The 26,856-nt window shown below is 41.3% G+C and carries 12 protein-coding genes, 3 tRNA genes and 3 rRNA genes; 15 read left to right on the top strand and 3 right to left on the bottom strand.

The window, feature by feature from the left end; genetic code table 11:
- Positions 1-44: 44 nt before the first annotated feature.
- The 13 genes from FET73_RS01295 to FET73_RS01235 all read left to right on the top strand — a co-directional run bounded on the left by FET73_RS01295 (position 45) and on the right by FET73_RS01235 (position 15,516).
- Positions 45-121: transfer RNA gene (locus FET73_RS01295), tRNA-Ile, on the top strand.
- Between the two features lie 372 nt (positions 122-493).
- Entirely contained in the window at positions 494-1,552 is a 1,059-nt protein-coding gene (locus FET73_RS01290; RefSeq protein ID WP_154222104.1) for a pilus assembly protein PilM, read from the top strand.
- Positions 1,552-2,136, top strand: coding sequence for a PilN domain-containing protein (locus tag FET73_RS01285; protein ID WP_154222103.1), 585 nt, complete (start codon positions 1,552-1,554; stop codon positions 2,134-2,136). Before FET73_RS01290 ends, FET73_RS01285 begins: the two co-directional genes overlap by 1 nt.
- Positions 2,136-2,780, top strand: a complete 645-nt coding sequence (locus FET73_RS01280; protein WP_154222102.1) for a type IV pilus inner membrane component PilO — start codon at positions 2,136-2,138, stop codon at positions 2,778-2,780. Before FET73_RS01285 ends, FET73_RS01280 begins: the two co-directional genes overlap by 1 nt.
- Entirely contained in the window at positions 2,780-3,307 is a 528-nt protein-coding gene (locus FET73_RS01275) for a pilus assembly protein PilP (protein ID WP_154222101.1), read from the top strand. The genes FET73_RS01280 and FET73_RS01275 overlap by 1 nt, the downstream gene beginning before the upstream one ends.
- Positions 3,308-3,317: 10 nt before the next feature.
- Positions 3,318-5,498 (top strand): type IV pilus secretin PilQ, encoded by a 2,181-nt coding sequence (locus FET73_RS01270; protein ID WP_154222100.1) that lies wholly within the window; start codon positions 3,318-3,320, stop codon positions 5,496-5,498.
- Between the two features lie 21 nt (positions 5,499-5,519).
- A complete protein-coding gene (locus FET73_RS01265; RefSeq protein WP_154222099.1) occupies positions 5,520-8,270 on the top strand; it encodes a hypothetical protein in 2,751 nt (916 codons plus the stop codon).
- Positions 8,271-9,135: 865 nt separating this feature from the next.
- A 16S ribosomal RNA gene (locus FET73_RS01260) occupies positions 9,136-10,680 on the top strand.
- A gap of 79 nt (positions 10,681-10,759) precedes the next feature.
- Positions 10,760-10,835, top strand: a tRNA-Ala gene (locus FET73_RS01255).
- A gap of 158 nt (positions 10,836-10,993) precedes the next feature.
- Positions 10,994-11,070, top strand: a tRNA-Ile gene (locus tag FET73_RS01250).
- Positions 11,071-11,499: 429 nt separating this feature from the next.
- Positions 11,500-14,369: ribosomal RNA gene (locus tag FET73_RS01245) — 23S ribosomal RNA — on the top strand.
- Positions 14,370-14,542: 173 nt separating this feature from the next.
- Positions 14,543-14,657: ribosomal RNA gene (rrf, locus tag FET73_RS01240) — 5S ribosomal RNA — on the top strand.
- Together the 16S, 23S and 5S rRNA genes with 2 tRNA genes alongside form the textbook arrangement of a ribosomal RNA operon.
- A gap of 118 nt (positions 14,658-14,775) precedes the next feature.
- Positions 14,776-15,516: an endonuclease/exonuclease/phosphatase family protein gene (locus FET73_RS01235; RefSeq protein WP_154222098.1), complete on the top strand. Its 741-nt coding sequence runs from the start codon at positions 14,776-14,778 to the stop codon at positions 15,514-15,516.
- Here the strand turns inward: FET73_RS01235 and FET73_RS01230 are convergent, their stop codons facing one another.
- Genes FET73_RS01230 through FET73_RS01220 form a run of 3 tightly spaced genes read right to left on the bottom strand, consistent with a single transcriptional unit; the run spans position 15,517 to position 20,723 of the window.
- Entirely contained in the window at positions 15,517-16,104 is a 588-nt protein-coding gene (locus tag FET73_RS01230; RefSeq protein ID WP_154222097.1) for a transferase hexapeptide repeat family protein, read from the bottom strand.
- A 55-nt stretch (positions 16,105-16,159) separates the two neighbouring features.
- Positions 16,160-19,801 (bottom strand): methionine synthase, encoded by a 3,642-nt coding sequence (gene metH / locus FET73_RS01225; protein WP_154222096.1) that lies wholly within the window; start codon positions 19,799-19,801, stop codon positions 16,160-16,162.
- A 1-nt stretch (position 19,802) separates the two neighbouring features.
- Positions 19,803-20,723: an ArsR/SmtB family transcription factor gene (locus FET73_RS01220; RefSeq protein ID WP_154222095.1), complete on the bottom strand. Its 921-nt coding sequence runs from the start codon at positions 20,721-20,723 to the stop codon at positions 19,803-19,805.
- 232 nt (positions 20,724-20,955) lie between these two features.
- On the opposite strand from FET73_RS01220, the gene FET73_RS01215 reads away from it, so the two are divergent.
- Entirely contained in the window at positions 20,956-21,720 is a 765-nt protein-coding gene (locus FET73_RS01215; RefSeq protein WP_154222094.1) for a hypothetical protein, read from the top strand.
- Between the two features lie 200 nt (positions 21,721-21,920).
- Positions 21,921-26,837, top strand: coding sequence for an NAD-glutamate dehydrogenase (locus tag FET73_RS01210; RefSeq protein WP_154222093.1), 4,917 nt, complete (start codon positions 21,921-21,923; stop codon positions 26,835-26,837).
- Positions 26,838-26,856 lie beyond the last annotated feature (19 nt).

The following is a 26,856-nucleotide window of genomic DNA, read 5'->3' as shown; positions in this document are numbered from 1 at the left end:
TTTTGGTTGCTATCCACTTTCTGGGTATTGACCTACTTAATAAAGGGCCCTTAGCTCAGTTGGTTAGAGCATCCGACTCATAATCGGCAGGTCCCCCGTTCAAGTCGGGGAGGGCCCACCATCTATTTCTTTATTTTTAAATTCATTTTGGTAAGACGTGTCAGTTTTAATGATTTAGGTCATAGTGACGCAAATGGTCTCTTATATCAGATAATTATTCTCAATTACAAATAATCATTTTGTACTTTTTTTGTTAGATGCGATTAATTTTTGTTGTTTTTACTTGCTTTGGGGTAAAAATAAAATAATAATATATATTGATTATTCAGTACTTTAAGAGTTATTCTTGTAATGACTTCTTAAAATAGTTAAGGTACGTTAACGAAATGTGAGTGAAAACACAGATTTAAAACACTGAATTTAATGTAATAGTCAAATTATTGTGTCAGTTTTTAACGTTTCATGAATCAAATTAGAAAGAGAGAGAATCATTTTGCAATTGTTAGGTAGAAGCAAAGTTCAATTGGTAGGAGTTGATATCAGTTCCTCTGCAGTGAAGTTGTTACAGCTCAGTGGAAGCATTGGCAACATGAAAGTTGAACGATATGGTGTGGAGCCGTTGCCAGTTAATGCGGTGGTGGATAATAATATTGCTGAAGTAGATATGGTTTCTGCAGCAATCAGTAAACTATTTCACAAATCTGGTGTAAAGCTTAAGAATGTAGCGACGGCTGTTTCTGGTTCTGCTGTTATTACCAAAATCATTCAAATGCCTAGTGATTTGAATGAAGATGACTTGGAGCAGCAGCTTGCTTTAGATGCCAATCAGTTCATTCCATACCCAATAGATGAAGTCAATCTTGATTTTGCTGTTTTAGGGCCGGCAGATAACAGTCCCGAAATAAATAACATCTTGATTGCCAGTTCACGGTCTGAGAATGTAGATGTTTATTTAGAGGCATTTGAAGGTGCTGACTTAACGTTGAAGGTCGTTGATGTAGAGGCTTTTGCTATTGAGCGTTGTTTTGACATGATGAAGCCTGATTATGGAATTGAAGACGAGGAAGTTGTTGCGCTTTTTGATATTGGGGCAAATAAAACAACATTGCATGCCATGCACAAAGGTGTAGGCATCTATAACAGAGAGCAAGCTTTTGGAGGCAAACAGCTGACAGAAGAAATTATGCAAAGGTATGGATTGTCTTTTGAAGAGGCCGGACTTGCGAAAAGGCAAGGAGGTCTTCCAGACAGCTATGAATCAGAAGTGTTGCAGTCATTTAAAGATTCTGTTGTTCAACAAGTTAGCAGAGCGCTTCAATTCTTTTTTTCAGCTACAGAATTCAGTAATGTGGATCGTATAATGTTGGGTGGAGGATGTGCTGCTATAGAAGATATTGATCTACTAGTAGAAGAGCAAATTGGTGTACCTACATCAATTGTTAATCCTGTTCAAAATTTAAAACACTCTGCCAAAGTGAATAAAGAAGCGCTTAATTCAGATGCGCCTTCTTTGATGTCTGTGGTGGGCTTAGCAATGAGGAATTTTGACTGATGGTTAAGATTAATTTACTCCCATGGCGCGAGGAAAGACGCCAACAAATGACAAATGAATTTTATGTCATGCTGGTTGCAGGAATTATATTGGCTCTTTTGATTGCAGGGACAGCATATTATTATTTTGATCAAAGCATAAAGTTTCAAAATAAAAGAAATCAGTATATGACTGATGAAATTGCCAAATTAGATAGGCAAATTGCAGAGATAAAAGAGTTAGAGGCAAAAAAAGCCAGTTTAATTTCTAGGCAGCAAGTAATTGAAGAGTTACAAGCTAATAGAACGCAAATGGTTCACTTGTTCGATGAGTTGGTTAAAACAATACCTAACGGTGTTTTCTTGGAAAATATCAAGCAAAGTGGTGTTAGGTTGACTGTAGAGGGGTATGCACAATCATATGCTCGTATTTCTGATTATATGGATCAACTTAAAGCTTCGGATTGGTTTGCAGGGGTGGATGTTGTTTTGATTAAAAATGATGACACACTAACGTCACACGAACAAAAATTTAAACTCAGTGCTAACCTGACAAACCCTAATAAAAAGAAGAGTGACAGTAAAGTTGAGGAGGTTGATGCATAATGAATTTTTTTGATGAACTTCAAAGTTTAGATACAGCAAACTTAGGTGGAGCGCCAAACAGGGTTAAGGTATTTTTGATTATAGTATCAATGGTCGCCATTGTTGGTGGTGTATATTGGTTTGTAGTAAAAGATCAAAGAATACAACTTGAAGGGTTGAAAAAGAAAGAATTGGAGCATAAGCAAACTTTTTCCTATAAATACCAAAAAGCTGCGCAATTACCTGCCTATAAAAATCAACTTGAAGAAATGGAAGTTATTTTGAAGTCTATGCTTAGACAACTGCCAAGCAAAAATGAAATGTCAGATTTGATTGTAGACATATCTCAAACTGCGTTGGCCAGCGGTATAGAAAACGATTTGTTTCAACCAGGTTCTGAGACATTAAAAGATTTTTATGCGGAAAAACCAATAAGTTTGAAAATGAAAGGGAATTATCATGAGTTTGGTGCATTTGTAAGTGGTGTGGCATCTTTACCTCGTGTAGTTATATTAACGATGCATGATATATCGCTAAAACCACTGGGTGATTCTTTATCAGGTGGTAAGCTTCTATTAGAGGGGACAGCAAAAACATATCGTTACTTAGATGAAAATGAACAGGCAATGATGGATAGTGGCAGTAAATCTGGAGGGAACAAATAATGAAAAACCTTTTGATTGTTTTAATGCTTTTTATGTTGTCAGCTTGTGCTAATAACCTAGAAGATTTAAATCGTTTTATTGCCAATGAAAAAGCAAAGCCTGCAAAACCAATTGATCCATTGCCAGAAATCAAGCCAATGGAAGTGTTTGAGTACAATGCACAATCGAGTCGCGATCCATTTTCAAACGATCTTGAAGAGTCAGAAGATGAGCCTACAGAAGAGCAGATGGTTGCATTTGAGAATGGTCAGGGTCCTGATTTAACAAGGAGAAAAGAGTTTTTAGAGTCTTTTCCACTAGACAGTTTAATGATGGTTGGAACCTACCAACAAGAAGATGACTTTTGGGGTTTAGTTATAGACCCAGATGGAAATATTTGGCGTGTGGCAGTTGGTCATTTTGTTGGGCATAATTATGGTGAAATTGTTTCAATTGCTGAAAATGAAATTGTTATCAGTGAATGGATTAATGATGGATTAGGCGCTTGGCGTGAACGTGAAGCCGCTATGGCGTTAAAAGAAGAATGAGGGTAGTTGCATGAAAGGTAATATAAGAAGTTCTAAACAATATTTAAAAGGAAAGCATTATATGAAATGGTGTCTGTTGTTATGTGTTTTTATTGGTCAGGCAGCTGCTCAATCAGAAATTCAAGATGTTAATTTAAAAACTGGCGCGAATGGTGCGGTTGTAATTGATTTTGAATTTTCTGGTTCTGCAATCGAACCTGAGGTTTTTGTAACCAATGTGCCGTCAAGGGTTGCGCTTGATTTTTCAGGTACTGTTAACGCCTCTGGAAAAAGAAATTTGGCCATTGGTATTGGTGTGGCTAAGGGGCTTCGGATGGTTTCTACTGACTCGAAAACCAGGGCGGTTATCGATCTAATTTCTGCTGGTGAGCACAGTGTTTCAGTGACTGGTAATACAGTGTCTTTAACATTGTCTGGTAACAGAGCTTCAAACACCTCAAAGAAAGCTACAAACTCAGAAGTCAATTTAGTTGATTTTAGACGGGGGGAGTCTGGTCAAGGAGTAGTTCAACTTGGTTTTGATTCACCTAATGCTATAGTCAATTTGACTGAAAACAGTGAAAAAATAATGATTGAAATATTGGGAGCTACCTTGTCTGAGTCAATGGATAGAAAGCTCGATGTCATTGATTTTGCTACACCGGTTAGTTATGTAGATGCTCGTCAATCTGGTAGTAATGTTAAAGTTGAAATAGAAGCCAATGGTTTATATGATCATATGGCTTATCAAACTGGAAACCAATACACGTTAGAAATCACTGAAAAGGATGTGGAAGCTGTTGATCGATCGAAATTACTAGATAATGAGATAGAATATACAGGAAACCTTGTTTCATTTAATTTTATGGATGTTGAAGTTCGATCTGTAATTCAATTAATAGCAGATGCTTCACAGCTTAATATAGTTGTTGCCGATAATGTGCAAGGAAGTGTGACGCTTAGATTGCAGGGTGTTCCATGGGATCAGGCATTAGATATCGTTTTACAAAGCAAACAATTGGATAAAAGAAGAAGCGGTGATGTGATATGGATAGCACCAGCTTCTGAGATTGCACAAAGGGAACAAGAAGCGTTGGAGGCCTTAAGTAAAAAAGAAGAGTTGGAACCTTTGGATAATATATTTCTTCAAGTAAACTATGCTAAAGCCGAAGAGTTGGCCGCTTTAATTAGTGGAGATGTTCAAGGAGGAGGAGGCTCAGGGGGAGGTGAAAATAGTTTTTTATCAGACCGAGGATCAGTTACTTTCGATGAGCGTACAAATACTTTGTTAGTAAGCGATGTCCCTGATAGGTTAAAAGTCGTTCAACAATTGGTAGATTCTTTAGACCGCTCGGTTCAACAAGTACAAATAGAATCAAGAATTGTTGTTGCAACAGAAAAATTTGGAGATGAACTTGGTGTTCGTTTTGGAATAAACGGGTCTCATGAAGACCGTTACGGAAACATTATAAGCACGGGTGGGAGTGCTGCTGCTGTAGATAGGTTGAATAATGCAGCCTTAATAAATCGTTATACATCAGCAAGTGGTTCAGGAGTACCGACTGTCCAACCTGATTATTCTGAATTAAGCAATCCTATTGCTGGAGCTCCACTAGGTGAACGATTAAACATTAATTTGCCTACTGCTGCCTCTTCTGCCGGTCGATGGGCTGCTAGTATTTTAGCTGCGGATTTTTTATTAGATCTTGAATTATCAGCCTTAGAGACAGAAGACCGTGGTGAAGTGGTATCATCACCAAGGGTTATTACTGCAAATCAAACAGAAGCAGTTATAAAGCAAGGTGTACAAATTCCTTATGAACAAGCTACTTCTAGTGGAGCAACTAGTATTTCATTTAAAGATGCTGTATTGGCGTTGACTGTAACGCCATTGATTACCCCAGATGATCGTGTAGATTTAACTTTAAAAGTTGATCAAGATGCGATTGGTGAAGAAATTTCTACATCTCTCGGAGGTAGTGTTCCATCAATTGACACCAGATCAGTTCAAACTAGGGTGTTAGTCGAAAATGGACAAACAGTGGTTTTAGGTGGGATTTATGAGCAAGTAAGAAGAACGACACGCTCAAAAGTTCCAGTTTTAGGTGATATACCTGGGCTAGGCAATTTATTCAGAAACAAGGCAGTTCAAGATAATAAGGCTGAGTTATTGATTTTTGTAACCCCAACAATAATTAAAGAAAGTTTATAAATAAAAGAAAAGGTCAATTCTATGTTTAAATATACAAAACAAATAATTCTTTGCGGAATCTTCGGGCTGGTTTTGTCAGCATGTGGTGGTGGAAGTAGTGATTCTGGCGGTGCAAGTACTGGTCCGGCTGGTAAAAACTTAAAGATTACATTAACGCCAGTTGCACAAACGCTACCAGCAAATACAAATGACTTTCCTGTTACACTTGATTCACCGTTTTATACACAGGTAACAGTAAGGGTGACATTTGATAATGGTACTCCCATCCCAGATGGTACAGAAATTCATTTAACTACCTCTAATGTACAAGTGGCTCCAATTTCTACTTTAGATGACCCAGAAACAACTGACATCAATGAATTTACAACCATGTTTGGTACAATTTTTAATGAATCTGCAGGTGGTAATGGTACTTTCTTTATTCACTCAGGCTCTTTGACTGGTTCTGTTACTTTAACTGCTTCAGCTGTAGACCCTCAGACTGGTAGAACTTCCTTTAATAATTTAAATTATAATGTGACTCAAGGCCCCGAAGTTTTTGACCGCTTAACAATTGAGCCTCAAGCTACCACATTGCCTGCCAATGTATTTGGCTTAAGTCCCAGAGAGGCATTCGAAACGGTATATATGACTGAAGCCACTATATCTTTCAGAGACCCTTTAGGTAATTATGTTAACCCTCTTTCAGACGGTAATGAAGGTTCCACTGTTGGTGTTGCCGTTAGCAATACCAATGTAGCAGTATTTTCAACTTTAGACGATCCAGAAACTGAGCCTGATGACGACCCATTAACTGAAACTAATGAAATATTCGTATTGTTGGGTAGTGGTCCTGTTGATATGGTTGCAGGTCGAGGTACAATCTTTATTTGGGCATTTCAGCCTGGTACCGCTACTATAACTGTCAATGCTTTAGATCAATTTACAGGTGATACCATTAGCCAAACAGTTGATATCACAGTTCAATCCTCTAGTGGGAACGGTCCTGCGAGTATTGCAGTAGACAGCAGCGGTCACAGTTATATAAACGGTTCAGGAGGCAGTCAATCTCAATCTGTTCAAGTTTTTGTATCTGATGCAGATGGTCTTCCAGTAGCAAACCCAAACAACGCAAATAATATTCTGGTTGATATCACTACAGACGGGCCTAATAGCGGTGAATTTGTTTCAACCACAAATGCCCAAGGTCTTCCAATGCAGGGTACTTCTGTTAAATTGTCATCAGCTAATGGTGTTGGTTCTTTGGCATTACACAGTGGTAACAATCCAAATACTGTTGTTATGACAGTAACCACGGACAGAGCAGATAACAATGTAGATAATGGATTACAAGATCCAATAACGGCCACTAATAATTTTGTAATCAGTGACGGTATTTTGTTTGGTTTAGACATCACAATTCCTGACTTACAAAACTTCTTCGTTAACGGTGTGACTGACTTGAATTTAGCTGCAGGGTCAGGTCAACTTGACGGTACATATACAATGGGTGTAAGTGTTATAGGTACTGATAAAGGTGGTAACCCAGCATTGCCTCAAACGATTCAATTTGGATTGATTGACAGTCCATTAGATGGTTTCCCTCAAGATGGTCATGGTGTTTTTGCAATATCTGGTATAGATGGCGACCCACAAGAAGGAGGTAATCAATTTACTTCTCAGTCTGCTAGGTTTTTTGATGATGCTAACGGTGTTCAAGCTGGTGATACATTGTTAGTTTGGGGTGAAGACATTCACGGTAATGAAGATCTAGAAAGTTCTTCTACTGTCCAAACAGTTAATTCACAAACAAGATTGACAATCAGCGAAAGATTCAACAGAAATGATTTAACTGGCTCCATTATCAATGACATGGATATCTTTCCATATGCAGTTGGTCGTGCGTTAGACGGTAATATCGAAGCCTCAGCAACATTAGGTGATAACGGTGTTGCAACTACATATATGAATTTTCCGGTATCTAAATTAGGTAAGCTATCTGCAATATATGCAAAAGGTATAGGTGAAACCATCAATGGTGTAACCAGAACCGTGACTGATGTAGAAACTGTTGTTTACCCAGGCTTAGGGTCTGTAGGTGGAACAGATTTGCGTGCTGAGTTAATTGCATACCCATCATTAATCCCAGCAAACCAAGATGCTTATGTAACAGCATGTACTTATGATGCTGCAGGTCATCCTTTACAGGGTAGAACAATATCTTGGGCATTCTCAGGTGAAGGGTCTGGTTCAATTGATGGTCAATCGGGTTCTGGTGTAATGAACAACCGTACAGGCTCTGATGGTTGTGCAACAGGTATAGCAAGAGTCGCAGGCTTTATCACGCAAAGTGATGACTCTGGTTTTGTATTTGGGTCGGGAAGTTTGACATGTGTTGATGAAGATACTGATATTTGTGTTAGAGTGGCTAATCCTGGTGCAGGTTACCTTACTGCAAGCCCAAGTTCTGTAACTGCAAGCGGAAATATCAACATTGAATTGTTCCTGTTTGGTGGTGATGGTATTGGTATAGGAGGAGCAGCATTGGTTGCTGAGTGTGACTCTTCAGGAGGTATCCTTCAAGTGGCCTCTGCTCCTACTACAACTAATGACAATGGAATTTCCAATGCATTAATATTGGCAGGTTTAAATGGCTATAACGAATCTTTCTCTGGTACATGTACTTTTGCGGCTGCAGGTGGGGAGCCCAGTGTAGATGTTGAATTTGAGGGAATAGACTATTGCTTGTTAAATTACTCTCCTAATCCACCTCCTGCATTATGTGGACCATAAGGTAATGGGCTTTATTTAAACTATTATGTTTAGTTTAAATAAAAAGTAAGGTTAAAAGTCTGAGGTGTTACATCTCAGGCTTTTTCAATTATTCTTCGTAAAAGCTCCTCTCCAAAAAACAGGTAAAGTTCACTAATTTCATAAAAGTGTCACAAAAGGGTTTACAAGAAAGTTTTTGGGTCTATAATTCGCACACCTTGTCAGGCAGTGGTTACGAAAAGTGACTGTTTAAAAGGTTTTTTGATTGGCTTTGAATTAAATTTCAAAAAGATGAAAAAACCGCTTGCATAAGGTGAAAATAAAGCGATAATACGCAGCCCTTCGAGATGAAGGGAAAAGATTTTGAAAGCGGTTTGATATGGTTTTGAAAAAGATTGAAAATAAAGCTTGCAAACGAAATCAAAACGGCGATAATATCGCCCCCTGCTGAGCGAAATGCCAGCGGGTTTAAAAAGTAATTTAAAAACTAATAAGATAACTTTTGTGGACACTTGGAAAGGGTGCTTGAATGAGTACAACGACAAGTGACCATAACTTTAAAAATTCACGTAATTTTTTTGATAATATATAGTTAGAGGTCAAACCGAGATTCTTAATTGAGTCTCACAATGAATAAGGTGTAAGCACTTGTGTTTGCATCGCCAATTTAATTGAAGAGTTTGATCCTGGCTCAGATTGAACGCTGGCGGTATGCCTAACACATGCAAGTCGAACGGTAACAGAGGAGAGCTTGCTTTCTTGCTGACNCATAACTTTAAAAATTCACGTAATTTTTTTGATAATATATAGTTAGAGGTCAAACCGAGAATCTTAATTGATTCTCACAATGAATAAGGTGTAAGCACTTGTGTTTGCATCGCCAATTTAATTGAAGAGTTTGATCCTGGCTCAGATTGAACGCTGGCGGTATGCCTAACACATGCAAGTCGAACGGTAACAGAGGAAAGCTTGCTTTCTTGCTGACGAGTGGCGGACGGGTGAGTAACGCGTGGGAATCTACCTAGTAGTTGGGGATAGCCCGGAGAAATCCGGATTAATACCGAATGTGGTCTACGGACGAAAAGGTGCCTCTTCTTGAAAGCACTTGCTACTAGATGAGCCCGCGTTAGATTAGTTTGTTGGTGGGGTAAAGGCCTACCAAGACTGCGATCTATAGCTGGTTTGAGAGGATGATCAGCCACATTGGGACTGAGACACGGCCCAGACTCCTACGGGAGGCAGCAGTGGGGAATATTGGACAATGGGCGCAAGCCTGATCCAGCAATACCGCGTGTGTGAAGAAGGCCNTAGGGTTGTAAAGCACTTTTATGTAGGAAGAAGGATTGTATGTTAATAGCATATGATATTGACGGTACTACAAGAATAAGGACCGGCTAACTCCGTGCCAGCAGCCGCGGTAATACGGAGGGTCCGAGCGTTAATCGGAATTACTGGGCGTAAAGGGTACGTAGGCGGCTTTATAAGTCAGATGTGAAATCCCCGGGCTTAACCTGGGAACTGCATTTGAAACTGTATGGCTAGAGTAAGTGAGAGGTTAGTGGAATTCCAGGCGTAGCGGTGAAATGCGTAGAGGTCTGGAGGAACATCAGTGGCGAAGGCGACTAACTGGCACTATACTGACGCTGAGGTACGAAAGCGTGGGGAGCGAACAGGATTAGATACCCTGGTAGTCCACGCCCTAAACGATGAGGACTGGCTGTCAGTGCTATAGACGCATTGGTAGCGAAGCTAACGCGTTAAGTTCTCCGCCTGGGGAGTACGGCCGCAAGGCTGAAACTCAAAGGAATTGACGGGGGCCCGCACAAGCGGTGGAGCATGTGGTTTAATTCGATGCAACGCGAAGAACCTTACCATCCCTTGACATCCTCAGAACGGTCTGTAGTGGACCCGTGCCTTCGGGAACTGAGTGACAGGTGCTGCACGGCTGTCGTCAGCTCGTGTCGTGAGATGTTGGGTTAAGTCCCGCAACGAGCGCAACCCCTATCTATAGTTGCCAGCACGTAATGGTGGGAACTCTATAGAGACTGCCGGTGATAAGCCGGAGGAAGGTGGGGACGACGTCAAGTCATCATGGCCCTTACGGGATGGGCTACACACGTGCTACAATGGTGTATACAGAGGGTTGCCAAGCCGCGAGGTGGAGCTAATCCCAGAAAGTACATCTTAGTCCGGATCGCAGTCTGCAACTCGACTGCGTGAAGTCGGAATCGCTAGTAATCGCGAATCAGCAACGTCGCGGTGAATACGTTCCCGGGCCTTGTACACACCGCCCGTCACACCATGGGAGTGGGTTGCTCCAGAAGTGGCTAGTCTAACCTTCGGGAAGACGGTCACCACGGAGTGATTCATGACTGGGGTGAAGTCGTAACAAGGTAGCCGTTGGGGAACCAGTGGCTGGATCACCTCCTAAAAGTATACTCTCAGGCTCTTTGCCCGAGTGTCCAACAAAAGTTATCTTATAAGCAAAAGTATGACAAGCAAAACCTTATGGGGCTATAGCTCAGCTGGGAGAGCACTTGATTTGCATTCAAGAGGTCTGCGGTTCGATCCCGCATAGCTCCACCAGTTTTATACCGATTGTTGTGATCACTTATTAAAGTGGTTGCAAAGTCATTTTTGTGTTTATCAAGGCACACGCTGTGAAGAGCGATGGAGCATACGTCAGTATGTGACAGAGCGATGAACAAGTGTAACGCAGAGAAACGTAAAAAGGGCAAGCAAGCGGGTCTGTAGCTCAGTTGGTTAGAGCGCACCCCTGATAAGGGTGAGGTCGGAGGTTCAAATCCTCCCAGACCCACCAAATTTTGCTTTAAACGTCGTTAAAGTCAAATTCATGTGCTGTTCGCACACTTCATTTGATTTTGCCTAGTTTAAAACAAAATTGCTTAAAGAGATTGTTTGGACTTTAAGGGTTTTTATATAACGAAGGATTGCTTAGCAATCGATTGTTATATAAGGATTTTTATTAGAAGGCGAACTGCCTTTGACCGCACGGAGCGGCATACTTAGTAAATTAACAATTTGGAATATGAGTCAGAAGTAATCATGATGAGTGATTATTTCTACAAATCAATTTTTGATTTGAGTCAATGGCGTCTTAAAGAATTTTTATAGTGTATATAAAGAATCGTTATTTAATGTAAATAGAGACCAGCGGAACAGTTAGCACTGTTCCAATATCAATCCATATGAACTCGTGACTGTAACTTCAGATTTTTTGGGGTTATATGATCAAGTGAATAAGCGTATGTGGTGGATGCCTTGGCAGTTGGAGGCGATGAAGGACGTGTAAGTCTGCGATAAGCTGTGGTTAGCTGACACGAAAGCGTATAACCCACAGATTTCCGAATGGGGAAACCCAACCTTTAAAGGTTATCATGTAGCTGTAAGGCTATGTGAAGCGAACCCGGAGAACTGAAATATCTAAGTACCCGGAGGAAAAGAAATCAACCGAGATTCCGCAAGTAGCGACGAGCGAACGCGGACTAGCCCAAAAGTCTCATAGTTTTTAGCAGAATGGCATGGGAAGGCCAACCAAAGAAGGTGAGAGTCCTGTATGCGAAAGAGATTATGAGATGAATGTGAGTAGGGCGGGGCACGAGAAACCCTGTCTGAATATAGGTGGACCATCATCTAAGGCTAAATACTCCCAACTGACCGATAGTGAACCAGTACCGTGAGGGAAAGGCGAAAAGAACCCCTGTGAGGGGAGTGAAATAGACCCTGAAACCACATACGTACAAGCAGTCAAAGCATCCTTNGGGGTGTGATGGCGTACCTTTTGTATAATGGGTCAGCGACTTAATTTCAGTAGCAAGCTTAAGCGAGTAGTGTAGGCGAAGGGAAACCGAGTCTTAATAGGGCGCATAGTTGCTGGGATTAGACCCGAAACCGAGCGATCTATCCATGACCAGGTTGAAGGTCGGGTAAAACCGACTGGAGGACCGAACCCACGTATGTTGAAAAATGCGGGGATGAGTTGTGGATTGGAGTGAAAGGCTAAACAAGCTCGGAGATAGCTGGTTCTCCCCGAAAACTATTTAGGTAGTGCCTCATGTATCACTTGCGGGGGTAGAGCACTGTTATGGCTAGGGGGTCACACCGACCTACCGTCCCATGGCAAACTCCGAATACCGCAAAGTGCAATCATGGGAGACAGACTATGGGTGCTAACGTCCATAGTCAAGAGGGCAACAACCCAGACCGTCAGCTAAGGTCCCAAAATCACCACTCAGTGGGAAACGAAGTGGAAAGGCCCAGACAGCCAGGAGGTTGGCTTAGAAGCAGCCATCCTTTAAAGAAAGCGTAATAGCTCACTGGTCGAGTCGGTCTGCGCGGAAGATTTACCGGGGCTAAGTGGTGTACCGAAGCTACGGATGCTAATTTATTAGCATGGTAGGGGAGCGTTCTGTAAGCCGGTGAAGGTGAGTTGAGAAGCTTGCTGGAGGTATCAGAAGTGCGAATGCTGACATGAGTAACGATAAAGGGGGTGAAAAACCCCCTCGCCGAAAGTCCAAGGTTTCCTCGTGCAACGTTAATCGGCACAGGGTGAGTCGGCCCCTAAGGCGAGGCAGAAATGCGTAGTCGATGGGAAACAGGTTAATATTCCTGTACTTTTATATACTGCGATGGAGTGACGGAGAAGGCTAGGTCATCCGGGTGATGGTTATCCCGGTTCAAGCGTAAAGGCAGTAAACTTTGGTAAATCCGGGTTTACAATGCTGAAACGTGATGAGGAGTTCATTTATGAACGAAGTGATTGATGCCCTGCTTCCAGGAAAACCTTCTAAGCATAGGTATATGAGAACCGTACTGTAAACCAACACAGGTAGACAAGATGAGAATTCTAAGGCGCTTGAGAGAACTCGGGTGAAGGAACTAGGCAAAATGGTACCGTAACTTCGGGAGAAGGTACGCCTCCATAGGTTCAGAGCTAATGGAGGCCGCAGAGACCAGGTGGCTGCGACTGTTTATCAAAAACACAGCACTATGCAAACACGAAAGTGGACGTATATGGTGTGACGCCTGCCCGGTGCCGGAAGGTTAATTGATGGGGTTAGCACTTGTGCGAAGCTCTTGATCGAAGCCCCGGTAAACGGCGGCCGTAACTATAACGGTCCTAAGGTAGCGAAATTCCTTGTCGGGTAAGTTCCGACCTGCACGAATGGCGTAACGACGGCCACACTGTCTCCACCCGAGACTCAGTGAAATTGAAATAGCTGTTAAGATGCAGTTTACCCGCGGCTAGACGGAAAGACCCCGTGAACCTTTACTATAGCTTCACAGTGGACTTTGATTAGATATGTGTAGGATAGGTGGGAGACTTTGAAGTGTGTGCGCCAGCATGCATGGAGTCGTCCTTGAAATACCACCCTTGTGTAATTGGAGTTCTAACCTAGATCAGTTATCCTGATCGGGGACATTGTGTGGTGGGTAGTTTGACTGGGGCGGTCTCCTCCTAAAGAGTAACGGAGGAGCACGAAGGTGCGCTAAGTACGGTCGGACATCGTACGGTTAGTGTAAAGGCAAAAGCGCGCTTGACTGCGAGACTGACAAGTCGAGCAGGTACGAAAGTAGGTCTTAGTGATCCGGTGGTTCTGTATGGAAGGGCCATCGCTCAACGGATAAAAGGTACTCCGGGGATAACAGGCTGATACCGCCCAAGAGTTCATATCGACGGCGGTGTTTGGCACCTCGATGTCGGCTCATCTCATCCTGGGGCTGAAGCCGGTCCCAAGGGTATGGCTGTTCGCCATTTAAAGAGGTACGCGAGCTGGGTTCAGAACGTCGTGAGACAGTTCGGTCCCTATCTGCCGTGGGCGTTTGAGATTTGAGGAAANCTGCTCCTAGTACGAGAGGACCGGAGTGGACGAACCTCTGGTGTTCGGGTTGTCACGCCAGTGGCATTGCCCGGTAGCTATGTTCGGACGAGATAACCGCTGAAAGCATCTAAGCGGGAAGCTTCTTCCAAGATGAGATCTCACTGGAGCTTTAAGCTCCCTAAAGGGCCCTTGAAGACTACAAGGTTGATAGGCTGGGTGTGGAAGTGCAGTAATGTATGAAGCTAACCAGTACTAATTGCCCGTGAGGCTTGATCATATAACACCCAAGGAATTTGGGAAGTATGACAAGTTTATAAGGATTAAAGTCTCTTTTANGAGATAACGATGACTTATATACATCAAACTTTAGACCCATTAATTCAATCAAAGATTTAGATTCATATTCCAAACATCAGTCTTATGACCTTAGCAGTCATAAGCGACCAGTTTTCTGGTGAAAATAGAGCTATAGAACCACCTGAACCCATCTCGAACTCAGAAGTGAAATGTAGCATCGCCGATGGTAGTGTGGGAGTTCCCATGTGAGAGTAGGACATCGCCAGGATCTTATACTAAAAAAGCCTCAACATACGTTGGGGCTTTTTTTTGCCTTAAATTTAAGAATATATAACACTGTCAACTTGTTACATACGGTACAATAATTACTCCATAATGGGGACAGCATGCAATTTAAAGTATTAACATATAACATTCACCGTGCGATTGGACTCGATAGACGCTATCAACCAAAAAGAATCATTAAAATATTAAAAGACATTGATGCAGATATTGTTTTATTACAAGAAGTAGACAGTGGTGTGCCTAGATCTCAGTTTATGGATATGGCAAAAGTATTATCTGAAGCCACTGACTACCCTTATTATGACTTGGGTTTGAATGTCAACTTACCCAAAGGTCATTATGGCAATGCCACATTCAGCAGATATCCTATTAGAAAATCACAAAATATAGACTTAACGATAGACAATAAAAAAGCCAGGGGTTGTTTATACACAGAAATATCATGCCCTACTGATGTATCCAAACCCTTACATGTATTTAATTGGCACTTGGGTTTATCTGCAAAAGAAAGACGCAAACAGTGTGCCGTTTTATTAAATAGCCAGCCATTTAAAAAATTGAATTTTAAAGATGATTGCTTGGTTGCAGGTGATTTCAACGATTGGCGTTCATTGTTGCGTATACTTTTTGTTGAAGGCAGAGAATTTAAATGCGCGACAGATCACCAAACTAAACGAGGAGAAGTGGCTATCAAAACATACCCTTCATTTTCTCCAAGAGGCGGGTTAGATAGAATATATTATAGGGGCAGCTTAAAATGCTTGAATGCAAAAAAATACCAAAAGCAAATCGCCAAAGTGGCCAGTGACCATTTGCCTATTTATGCTACTTTTGAAATGTAGTTATTTCAATGGTTTAAATTGAGGAATATTGAGGTCAATTTTTTGATTTGTTTTTTCTGACAAAGGATCACATTCAATCATAGTTGACAATGATCTTTGGGTTAAATCATGGTAGACAGCAGTTCCTTTGGTTTTCCAATGCATTTCTTTATCAGTAACCGATCGCTTGATTTCAGCAGGCGAACCTGCAATAACAGATCGAGCGGGTGCTTCAAATTTTGGTTTGATATAACTGAGTGCTGCGATCATGCATTCGGGTCCAATTATGGCATTGTCCATAATGACAGTTTGAATGCCAATCATGCAATTGGCGCCAATTTCACAACCGTGTAAGACTGCACCATGACTGATGTGGCCATTTTCTCTCACTGTAGTATGACCTCCAGGAAAGGCATGGGCAATACAACCGTCTTGAAAATTGACGCCATCTTCAAAAATGATTTGGCCGTAGTCACCACGTATGCTGGCATGTGGTCCGATGTAACAATTTTTTCCAATGGTAACCAATCCAATTATGACAGCTGTTGGGTGAACATAGCTGCTAGGATGAATCACCGGTTTTACACCATCAATTTCGTAACAAGGCATGATAAAAGAACTATTAAATATGCCATTATATACGATAACATAATGACATGAATGCTCAGTACGCTAAATTATTTTGCAAAGTTTTTTCGGCTTGCTTTAATGTCACGCCTTTACGTTCAGCATAGTCTTTGACTTGTTCTTCGGTTAATTTACCAACAACAAAATACTGAGATTCAGGGTGTGCGTAGTAAAAGCCACTGACAGACGCTGCTGGGTACATCGTCAAACCTGACGTCAATTCAATCCCAGTGTGCCTGGTCACATCCAATAACTCAAACAAGGTTTCTTTCTGACTGTGATCAGGACAAGCTGGATAGCCAGGGGCGGGTCTGATCCCCTGGTATTTTTCAGCTATCATGTCGTCATTATTAAAAGTTTCTTGAGGTGAATAGCCCCAATATTGGGTACGCATCTGTTGGTGCATGTATTCAGCATGTGCTTCAGCTAAACGGTCGGCTAATGCTTTTAGTAGGATGCTGTTGTAATCATCGTGTTTGGCTTCAAATGCTTCAACATGAGTTTCAATGCCCAAACCAGATGTCACAGCAAAAGCACCAATGTGATCCTTATATGCTTCACATTGAGGCGCTATAAAATCGCTCAAACACAGGTTGGCTTTGGGTTTTTTTGCTTGCTGGCGCAGGTTCATCAGTCGATGTGACTGTTGATTGTGTTCAATGATCACATCATCGCCTTTTGAATAGGCTGGAAAAATACCAATCACAGCTTTGCATTGCAACCATTCTTCATCAATGATTTGTTTCAACATGGCTTGGGCATCCTTATAAAGCTCACTGGCACTTGCTCCAACCACTTCATCAGTCAAGATGGCCGGGAAACGCCCATGTAACTCCCAAGTTTGAAAGAAAGGTGTCCAATCAATATATTCTGCAAGCACACTCAATGGTGTGTCATCAATGACTTTTATACCAGTGAAGTTTGGTTGTGGTGGTGTGATTGACCAATCTAATTGGGCTTTATTGTCCCGTGCATCAGACATGCTGATAAGCCCTTTATTGGATACACGGTTTTTTCTTCGTTCTCTGATTTCATGATAATCAGCTTTTACTTTATCGCCAAATGCCTGTTTGTCTTTATCAGAAAGTAACTGTTGAACAACACCTACTGCACGTGAGGCATCTTTAACCCAGACAGTGTCATTAGCATATTCGGGTTCTATTTTCAAAGCGGTGTGGGTACGGGAAGTGGTTGCACCACCAATCAACAAAGGCAACTGCATGTCTCTTTGTTGCATCAAAGCGGCCACATCACACATTTCATCTAAAGATGGTGTGATTAAGCCTGACAACCCAATGATGTCAGCTTGTTCTTCATTGGCAGTTTTAAGAATGGTCTCTGCAGGAACCATAACTCCTAAATCAATGATTTCGTAGTTATTACAACCCAAAACCACACCGACAATATTTTTGCCAATGTCATGAACATCGCCTTTCACTGTAGCCATAACGATTTTACCGTTGGCTTTTCTTTTTCCTTTTTTGGCTTCAATGTGTGGGGTTAACCAGGCCACGGCTTTTTTCATCACACGTGCAGATTTAACCACTTGTGGCAAAAACATCTTGCCTGCACCAAATAAATCGCCAACCACATTCATTCCATCCATCAAAGGCCCTTCAATAACATCTAGGGGCTCACCCAAGTCATGCATGGCTTCTTCGGCATCTACTTCAATAAATTCGATCAAACCATGTACCAATGCATGACTGATACGCTCAGCAATTGGAAGTTCACGCCATGCCAATTTATCGCCTTCATCTTTGGCGCTGCTCTGCAAATCCTGCGCCATCACCATCAGGTCTTCTGTGGCATTGTCATCACGGTCAAAGAGCAGGTCTTCAATCTTGTTACGCAAATCCAATGGAATGTCATCATAGACGGTCAATTGACCTGCATTAACGATCCCCATATCCAAGCCTGCTTGGATGGCATGAAAAAGAAAAACAGAATGTATGGCTTCTCTTAACGGGTTATTACCACGGAAAGAAAAGGATATGTTAGAAACACCGCCTGATATGTGCGCATGTGGTAAATTTTCTCTGATCCAACGGGTGGCTTCGATAAAATCTTTTCCATAGCTGTTGTGTTCAGCAATACCCGTTCCAATGGCAAAAATATTGGGGTCAAAAATGATGTCCTCAGGTGCAAAGCCTACTGTTTGGGTTAAAACATCATAAGCACGTTTACAAATTTCAATTTTTCGCTGATAACTGTCGGCCTGTCCTGTTTCATCGAAAGCCATTACAATCACTGCTGCACCATATTTTTGGCACAGTTTGGCTTGTTTAATGAAAGTTGCTTCACCTTCTTTTAAACTGATTGAGTTAACGATGCCTTTGCCTTGAATGTGTTGCAATCCCGCCTCAAGGACCTCCCATTTGGAAGAATCCAGCATGATCGGAACACGCCCAATATTTGGCTCTGAGCCTATCAAGTTTAAAAAGGTTACCATCATTTCTTTCGAATCAATCAGGCCTTCGTCCATATTGATGTCAATGATTTGTGCACCATTGTCGACCTGTTCTTGTGCAACTTCCAAAGCTTCTTGTAACTTGTCCTCTTTGATGAGCCGCTTGAATTTTAAAGATCCAGTGACATTGGTTCGTTCACCGACATTGATGAAATTCAATTCTGGAGTCAGTGTCAAAGCCTCTAAACCGGCCAAACGGGTCAAAGGTTTAGCGACAGTGGGCTTTCTGGGTGGGTGCTTGCTGGCCACTGCGGCCATGGCAGCTATATGCGCTGGCTTGGTACCGCAACAACCGCCCAATATATTGATATGACCTTTGTTGAGCATGTCATTTAAAATATCAGCCATGAGCTCAGGTGTGTGGTCATATTCGCCCAATTCATTAGGTAATCCGGCATTGGGGTGAATGCTTACATAACATTCACAAATATCTGATAACTCTTTGATATAAGGGATTAAATCATCAGCACCCAATGCACAGTTGAGGCCAATGGACAAAGGTTTAACATGACGAACAGAATGATAAAAAGCCGCTAAAGTTTGTCCAGATAAGGTGCGGCCACTGGCATCTACAATGGTGCCAGAAATCATGATGGGGATGTCTTTTTGCTGTGATTCTAGTTCTGTTTGAAGTGCAAATAAAGCGGCTTTGGCATTCAATGTGTCAAAAATGGTTTCAACCATCAGCACATCAGATCCGCCATCAATTAAGCCGCGAATAGATTCACTGTAGGCGGCAACCAACTCATCAAAGCTGACGTTTCGAAACTCAGGTCTATTAATGTCAGGAGAAATAGATGCTGTGCGGTTGGTAGGTCCTAAAACACCAATCACCCAACGGGGTTTGTCATTGCTGCTGAATTTTTTACAAGCGGCTTTGGCCAATTGAGCTGATTGTTTATTGATTTCGTAATTTAAATATTCTGTGCCATAGTCAGCTTGTGCAATCGAAGTGGCATTGAATGTATTGGTTTCTAAGAAATCTGAACCGGCAGCGAGGTTGGCTTCATGAATGTCTTGTATGATTTTGGGTTGGGTCAATGACAAAATGTCATTATTGCCCTTCAAAGGCATAGGATGATCTATTAACAAGTCACCTCGAAATGCTGACTCATCCAATTTGTGGCCTTGAATCATGGTGCCCATAGCCGAATCTAGAAGTAATACGCGGTGTTTTAATTCTTTTACGATCTGTTTTCTGGTATTCATATTATTTGCTGGCCGAGGCAGTAATGATTTTAAAGTTAGGCGTTTTTTGTTCTTGAGATGTAATAGAAGCAGTGCAATATTGACCGCCAGCAGCTTCGCATAAGTGCACCAGTTCTTGGGTTTCAAATCCTAAGTTGACATGACCATACACTTCTTTTACTTCTTGGTGCTTGTGTTTGAAAAGGGTTGATATCAAAAGTTTGCCACCTGGCTTTAAAACCCGAAGTGCTTCTTTTATCGCCAGCTCTGGTTCTTTGGAATAGGTCAAAACATGCAGCAACATCACACAATCAAATTGGTTGTTTTCAAAAGGCAGATGGTGCATATCACAAGTGGTGAATGATACATTTTGTGCTGAATGGAGTCTGTTTCTTGCAGCTTCAATGGCCTTGGCATTATTATCGGCACAAGTGTAATGCTCACATTGTTGAGACATCAACTCCGCCAAAACACCATCACCCGAACCAATATCCAAAACAGCGCCAAGTTTCGCTAATTTGGCAACAACACGTGTAGTGGCTTCCCATGTTCGACCTGGCGAATAATGTCGTTCCATGTCGCCGGCAACGGCATCAACCCATTTATTAGATTGCGCATGGGCGTTCATCACTTCATTGAGTCTTTGGTTGTCCTCTTCAATCAAAGGGTTGTCTTGATAATGGTTTTTTATCATATTCAAAAAATCACCATATTCCGCATTCAGTAAATCAGCATTGAACCGGTAATAAGCACTGACACCTTGTTTACGAACAATAACCAGTTTGTTTTTTCGTAAATGGGATAAATGAGTAGATACTCTTGGCTGGGCTAAGTGTGTGATTTCTGAAAGTTCAGCAACTGACAACTCTTGTTGGTTGAGCAACAAAATCAGACGAATTCGAGATTCATCAGAAAGGGTTTTGAATAATTGGTTTAAATTCATTATATCTTTTCATCTTGATTAAGAGATATATTGAATTTTAAGTATTGAACGAAGAAATTCAAGCTATTAATAACAGAATATTAAGTGTAAAAAGTTATAAGTGTTAATAACTTGAAGCGAAAACGAACAGAAAAGGTCAATAAAACAGTCATTTTATGGACAAAACATGGGTTTATCTTTTATATTAATTAAGTCAACCCGCACTTAATTAATTCAATTCCGTGGGGGATATATGAAAAAGCTTAGTAAATTATTAATTATCTTGTTGGTTTTACCTTCACTGTGTGTGGCTGAAGATGAAAAGAAAGAGCCGACTATTCTATCAGACAGCTGGCAAATGACGCCTAAAGCGGGTCATTCGGCTGAATTTGAAAAAGCGCTGATTGAGCACATGAAATTCAGGGTAGAGGACAACGATCCAAGAAGTTGGCAGGTTTTTACACCTGTTACGGGAAGTAACATAAGCCGTTATATTGTTCGATCATGCTGTACCACTTGGGCTGAGTTTGATGCTTATGATACGTGGTATATGAAAAGCGAATCCAGAAAGCATTATTTTGAAACGGTTCATCCTCATGTTGCACAATACAACCATAACTTTTCACAATTAGATACTAAGAACAGTTCATGGAAGGATGATGCAAAAGCCAACTATGTTGGCGTTTCTACGTATAAAATGAAAGTAGGCGGGTGGAGAAAAACAGGTAAAGCCATAGAGGAAGTTACCAAAATTCTGAAAGAAAATAATTGGCCTAAAAGCTGGTCATGGTCCTATCCAGAAGGTGGCGAAGGCGTGATGCAGTTAGTTACACCGTATGAAAATTATGCTGCCATGGAATCTCCTGAAGAAACTGTATATAAGGTGGTTAAAAAACACCTGAAGTCTGAGAAAAAAGCAGACAAGTTGTTTGAACAATTCAGAAGTGGGATAGAATCTTGGGAGTATCAGATTTATAGACACCACAAAGATCTGTCCATGCCTGAAAAAGAGGGTTAATTAAGTTAAAAAAATCTTTTATAAAGGCCACCTATCACAGGTGGCCTTTTTTGATTTATATCAATGCCAAGCATTAAGGGTAAATGAAATGGATTTAGCACTATATTTCGCCTATTAGAGCGGGTAAAATTGCAAGCAGATATGGTGTGTGTCAATGAGGATGCACCCTGGGACAATTATCAAAATTATCAGAGAATTTCATGCAATCATTATTGACGAGTGAACATAAAAAACACATCAAGGCCGTCAGCCAATTCATAGAAAATAGCCAATCTCCTTACATTGACAGTGCCAAACAGTTGACACAGCAGCTGTTAGCACACATGTCTTTGGAGGAGGTGGAACGCCATGACGATGTCTACTGGGCTACAGCAGTCGATCGCTTGATTAACAGCATGTCAAATAGTGATTTGACATTTCCCATTATTGAAGTTGTCAATCCAGAGAATGATGCCACAACAACGGTCATCCAAATGGTCAACCAGAACATACCATTTTTGGTTGATTCAGCATCTTTGGCTTGTTCAGAGCTTGGGTTGGAAATTAAATTGTTATCTCACCCGATCATTCATATTGAGCAAGAGCAGTCAGGAAGGGTGATTAAAAAGAAAACGGCGAATAAAAAAGCCGATGTTAAATCAGTGATTTATTTTGAAGTTGGCCGCTTAGCTGAAACACAACATGACTCAGTTAAAACACACTTGACGAAGCTGATGAAAAAAATCCACCTAGTGGTTTCAGACTGGAAAGCGATGCTTGCTTGCATGGAAGAAGCTTCGGTTGCATTGGGCGATTTGAACGATGCACCAGTAGCCGCTTCTCAGCGTCGTTATTTAAATTGGTTAGTTGATAATAATTTTACTTTTCTCGGGTACAGAAAATACGAAGTCAAAAATGACCAGTTGGTGCCATGTGATCAAACTGGCTTGGGATTGTTGAACAGTGCATTGAAAACAAATGCCTATGAAGTGAGTTTGATTCCTTTGTCACAATATCAAGTGAAGAAGCAGTCAGACTTGTTACTTATAACAAAAGTTAATGTCATTTCAGATATTCACCGCAATGGTAATTTGGATTATATTGGCTTATTGGAAACCAATGAACAAGGTGAGGTTGTTGCAGAGCATCGATTTATTGGTTTGTTCACTTCAACTGCATTGAGCATCAGTCCATCTGAAATTCCATACATCAAACGTAAGGTCAAACAAGTCAGTAAGAAGTTCGGTTTTGAGCCACAGTCTCACAGTGGAAAAATGGTCAGTCACATTTTAGGCACATTGCCTCGTGATGAAGTCTATCAAAGTAACAGCAAAGAACTGTTTGATTTGACCTATCAAGCGCTGGTCATACAAGAAAAAGTGACCACTCAAGTCATTGCACGTTTGGATAAATTCAACCGATATTGTTCTTTCATGGTTTTTGTTCCGCGTGATTTATTCAACACAAGGAACCGCAAAAAAATTCAACAAATTCTGGTGTCGCAAGTAGGTGGTGAAGAAGTTGAGTTTTCAGTTGCTATTGACGACTCACACTATGCACGATTGTATGTGGTGATTCGTGATATTGAACAGTATTCTGAGTCAGTCCTGGAAGCCATTCAGGCTGAAGTAATAGAAGCTGTCAAAACTTGGGATGATCAATTGATGGCCATATTGAACGAACGGTTTGATGCCAGTACTGCATTGGCATATCAACAGCAGTTCAGTGGCGCATTTCCGATTGTTTATACAGAAGAGGTCAGTCCATGGGTTGCCTCATATGATGTAGAGCATGCGGCCAAATTGAAGCATGATGATGACATTCAAATGAGCCTATATGAGCCCAATGTTCAAAGGCAAGGCGAATTCAGGTTCAAAGTTTTTAGGTTCAATAACACCATCCCTTTAAGTGAAGTATTACCAGATTTAGAAAATTTGGGATTGCATGTGGTCAGTGAAAGACCTTATGAGCTGACATGTTCAGACGGTAAAACCATTTGGGTTCAAGATTTCGATTTAAAACTGGCCACAGGTCAGTCATTAGAACTGGAATTAGTGAAAGAGCGTTTTCATGACACTTTTGAAAAAGTGGTCAAAGGAGAAATGGACTCAGATATATTGAACCAGTTGGTTATTTTAGGTGGCTTGACTTGGAGGCAAGTGTTTTTCTTGCGTGCGATGGTGAAATACCTGATGCAAACGGGTATTCCATACAGCAAAGACTACATCATGCAAGCTTTGGTTAATCAGCCTCATATCACACGTTGGTTGGTTGAACTGTTTGGTGTGCGTTTTCAGCCTGGTTTAGATGATAATGAAGGTAAAGGATTGCGACATTACTTAGATGTGGTACAAGAAAAATACAAAACGCAATTACAGCACTTAGACATTGAGTTGAATCAATACCAGCAAGATTGTGTGGATAAATACACGCGCAGCCGCAAATTCACTCGACCTGGGTTTTCAGATAAAATCGTCAAAGTGATTGGCTCTTTGTTAGAGTCAGTTAAGTCTCAAGATGAAGACCGCATCATTCGCCAAGTGGTTGAAGTGATTCAAGCCACATTGAGAACCAATTATTACCAATCTGACGAGGCGGGGAATTACCGTCCGGCGGTGAGCTTTAAAATCAACTCATCAGCGATATCATTTTTACCAAAACCGGTGCCATTCAGAGAGATTTTTGTCTACTCCCCTAAAGTGGAAGCAGTGCACTTACGTATGGGCAAAGTCGCCCGCGGTGGCTTGCGATGGTCTGACAGGTACGAAGATTTCAGAACAGAAGTTTTGGGCTTAATGAAAGCACAAAATGTAAAAAATTCCATCATTGTACCAGTGGGTTCAAAAGGTGGTTTTGTGGTTAAACAAATGCCCAAAGGCAGCCGGGATGAAGTGATGGCAGAAGTCATCAGTTGTTATAAAACCTTTATTGGTAGCATGTTGGATATCACGGATAACATCGAAGCTGAAAAAATCATACCTCCATTGGATGTGGTCAGGCATGATGAAGATGACCCATATTTGGTTGTCGCTGCCGATAAAGGCACGGCAACATTTTCAGACATTGCCAACGGCATTTCTGAATCTAGGGGGTTCTGGTTGGGTGACGCATTTGCTTCAGGAGGTTCAGCAGGTTATGACCACAAAGGCATGGGCATCACTGCCAAAGGTGCCTGGGAATCAGTCAAACGCCACTTCCGAGAAATGGGTATTGATTCACAATCTGAAGATTTTTCAGTGGTCGGTATTGGTGACATGATGGGTGATGTGTTCGGTAACGGTATGTTGCTGTCAAAACACATTTGTCTAAAAGCCGCATTCAATCACATGCACATATTTCTAGACCCTAATCCAGATTCAGCCAAAAGCTGGAAAGAACGCAATCGATTGTTCGCATTGCCGCGCTCATCTTGGGAAGATTATGACGCCAGTTTGATCTCTAAAGGTGGTGGTATCTATTCTCGTTTTGATAAATCCATTCCGATTTCAACAGAGGTGAAAACGTGGTTAAAAATTAAGGATGATGAACTGGCACCGCAAGAATTGATTAAACGTTTGATGTTGTCAGAAGTGGACTTGATTTGGAACGGTGGCATCGGCACTTACGTGAAATCCAGTGATGAAAGTGATGGAGATGCGGGTGACAGTGCCAACAACGCTTTGAGAGTTAATGGTAAACAACTGAAATGTAAAGTTTTCGGCGAAGGTGGTAACTTGGGTATGACCCAGAAAGGCCGCATTGAATTTGCTGAAAGTGGTGGTCGAGTAAATACGGATTTCATAGACAATTCCGCTGGCGTTGACTGTTCTGATCATGAAGTGAACATTAAAATACTGCTTAAAGCGATGATGGAAGATGGTTTGTACGACATTCAATCACGTAATGAATTGTTGGCCTCAATGACCGATAATGTCAGTGATTTGGTGTTGAAGAACAATTACAAGCAAACCCAAACCTTGGCTTTTATGGAACATTTAAGTGCCGAACGAATTGGTGCCAAAGCTCATTTGATTCGTTTGTTAGAGGCCAAAGGTTTGTTAGACCGAGAAATTGAATTTTTACCTACAGATGCTGAATTAGAACGAAGAAGGCTGAATGGTGAAGGCATGTCACGCCCAGAATTGTGTGTGTTATTGTCATACGCCAAACTGGATTTATATGCACAGGTGATTCAATCTGGAGCACTCAATGATGATTGGTTGCGTCGATTAATGGTGAATTATTTCCCTAAAAAATTACAAACCATTGATGCCAAATATTTGGACAATCATCGTTTGAAAAACGAAATCATTGGTACCATTCTGACATCTCAAGTTGTTGATCGCATGGGCGCTACTTTTGTTCAACGCATGAACGAAGACACCGGTGCTGATGTGGGTGCCATTTGTAAGGCTTTCTATGTGGTTGTTGAATTGTTTGGGCTAAACAAATTGTGGGCAGGCATTGAATCCCATGATTTAAAAGTCGATGCAGATCAACAGGTTGAAGCATTTGTAGCTATTTGGCATTTTGTCAGACAGTCCATTCGTTGGGTACTTAACAATGTAGGGCATCAAATAGACATTGAAAAACAAGTGACTGCACTGCAAAAAGGCGTTAATCAATTCAAAAATAATTTCACAGATTACATTAACGATGTTGACGCAGCGGCTAAAACTCGTGTTGAAAAAGCATTACAGCGTAAAGGTTTTGAGAAAACACTGTCGGAGGCTATCGCTGCCTTGCCTTATTTAAGTGCTGCTTTGGATGTGGTCAGTGTGGCCAATAAACAAAACATAGCCGTTAAAAAAGCCGCAGATGTTTATTTCCCATTAGGCAAGTTTTTGAACCTACTTTGGTTACAAACCATGGTTGAAAAATTGGTGGTAGATAATCAATGGCATGTCTATGCCCGTGGTGGTTTGCGTGATGATTTAAGTAACCACCATGCGCAACTGACAGCTTCATTGCTGAAAAGTTATGACAACAAAAAGCTCAGCAGTGAAGAAATCATCAGTAAATGGTCTCAAGAGCACAATGACAAAGTGAAGAAGGTCAAAGACATGATGATGAGCATCAAATCTGAGAAAAACGCAGACTATCCAACCATCATGGTGGCGATTAATTCACTCAGTCATTTGGTGTCTGCGACTAAATAATGAACTGAATTTCAACCAT

This window comes from Marinicella rhabdoformis, from assembly GCF_009671245.1.
GTDB lineage: Bacteria > Pseudomonadota > Gammaproteobacteria > Xanthomonadales > Marinicellaceae > Marinicella > Marinicella rhabdoformis.
Note: the sequence above shows the minus strand (reverse complement) of the source record. Positions and strands in the feature narration are given on the sequence as shown.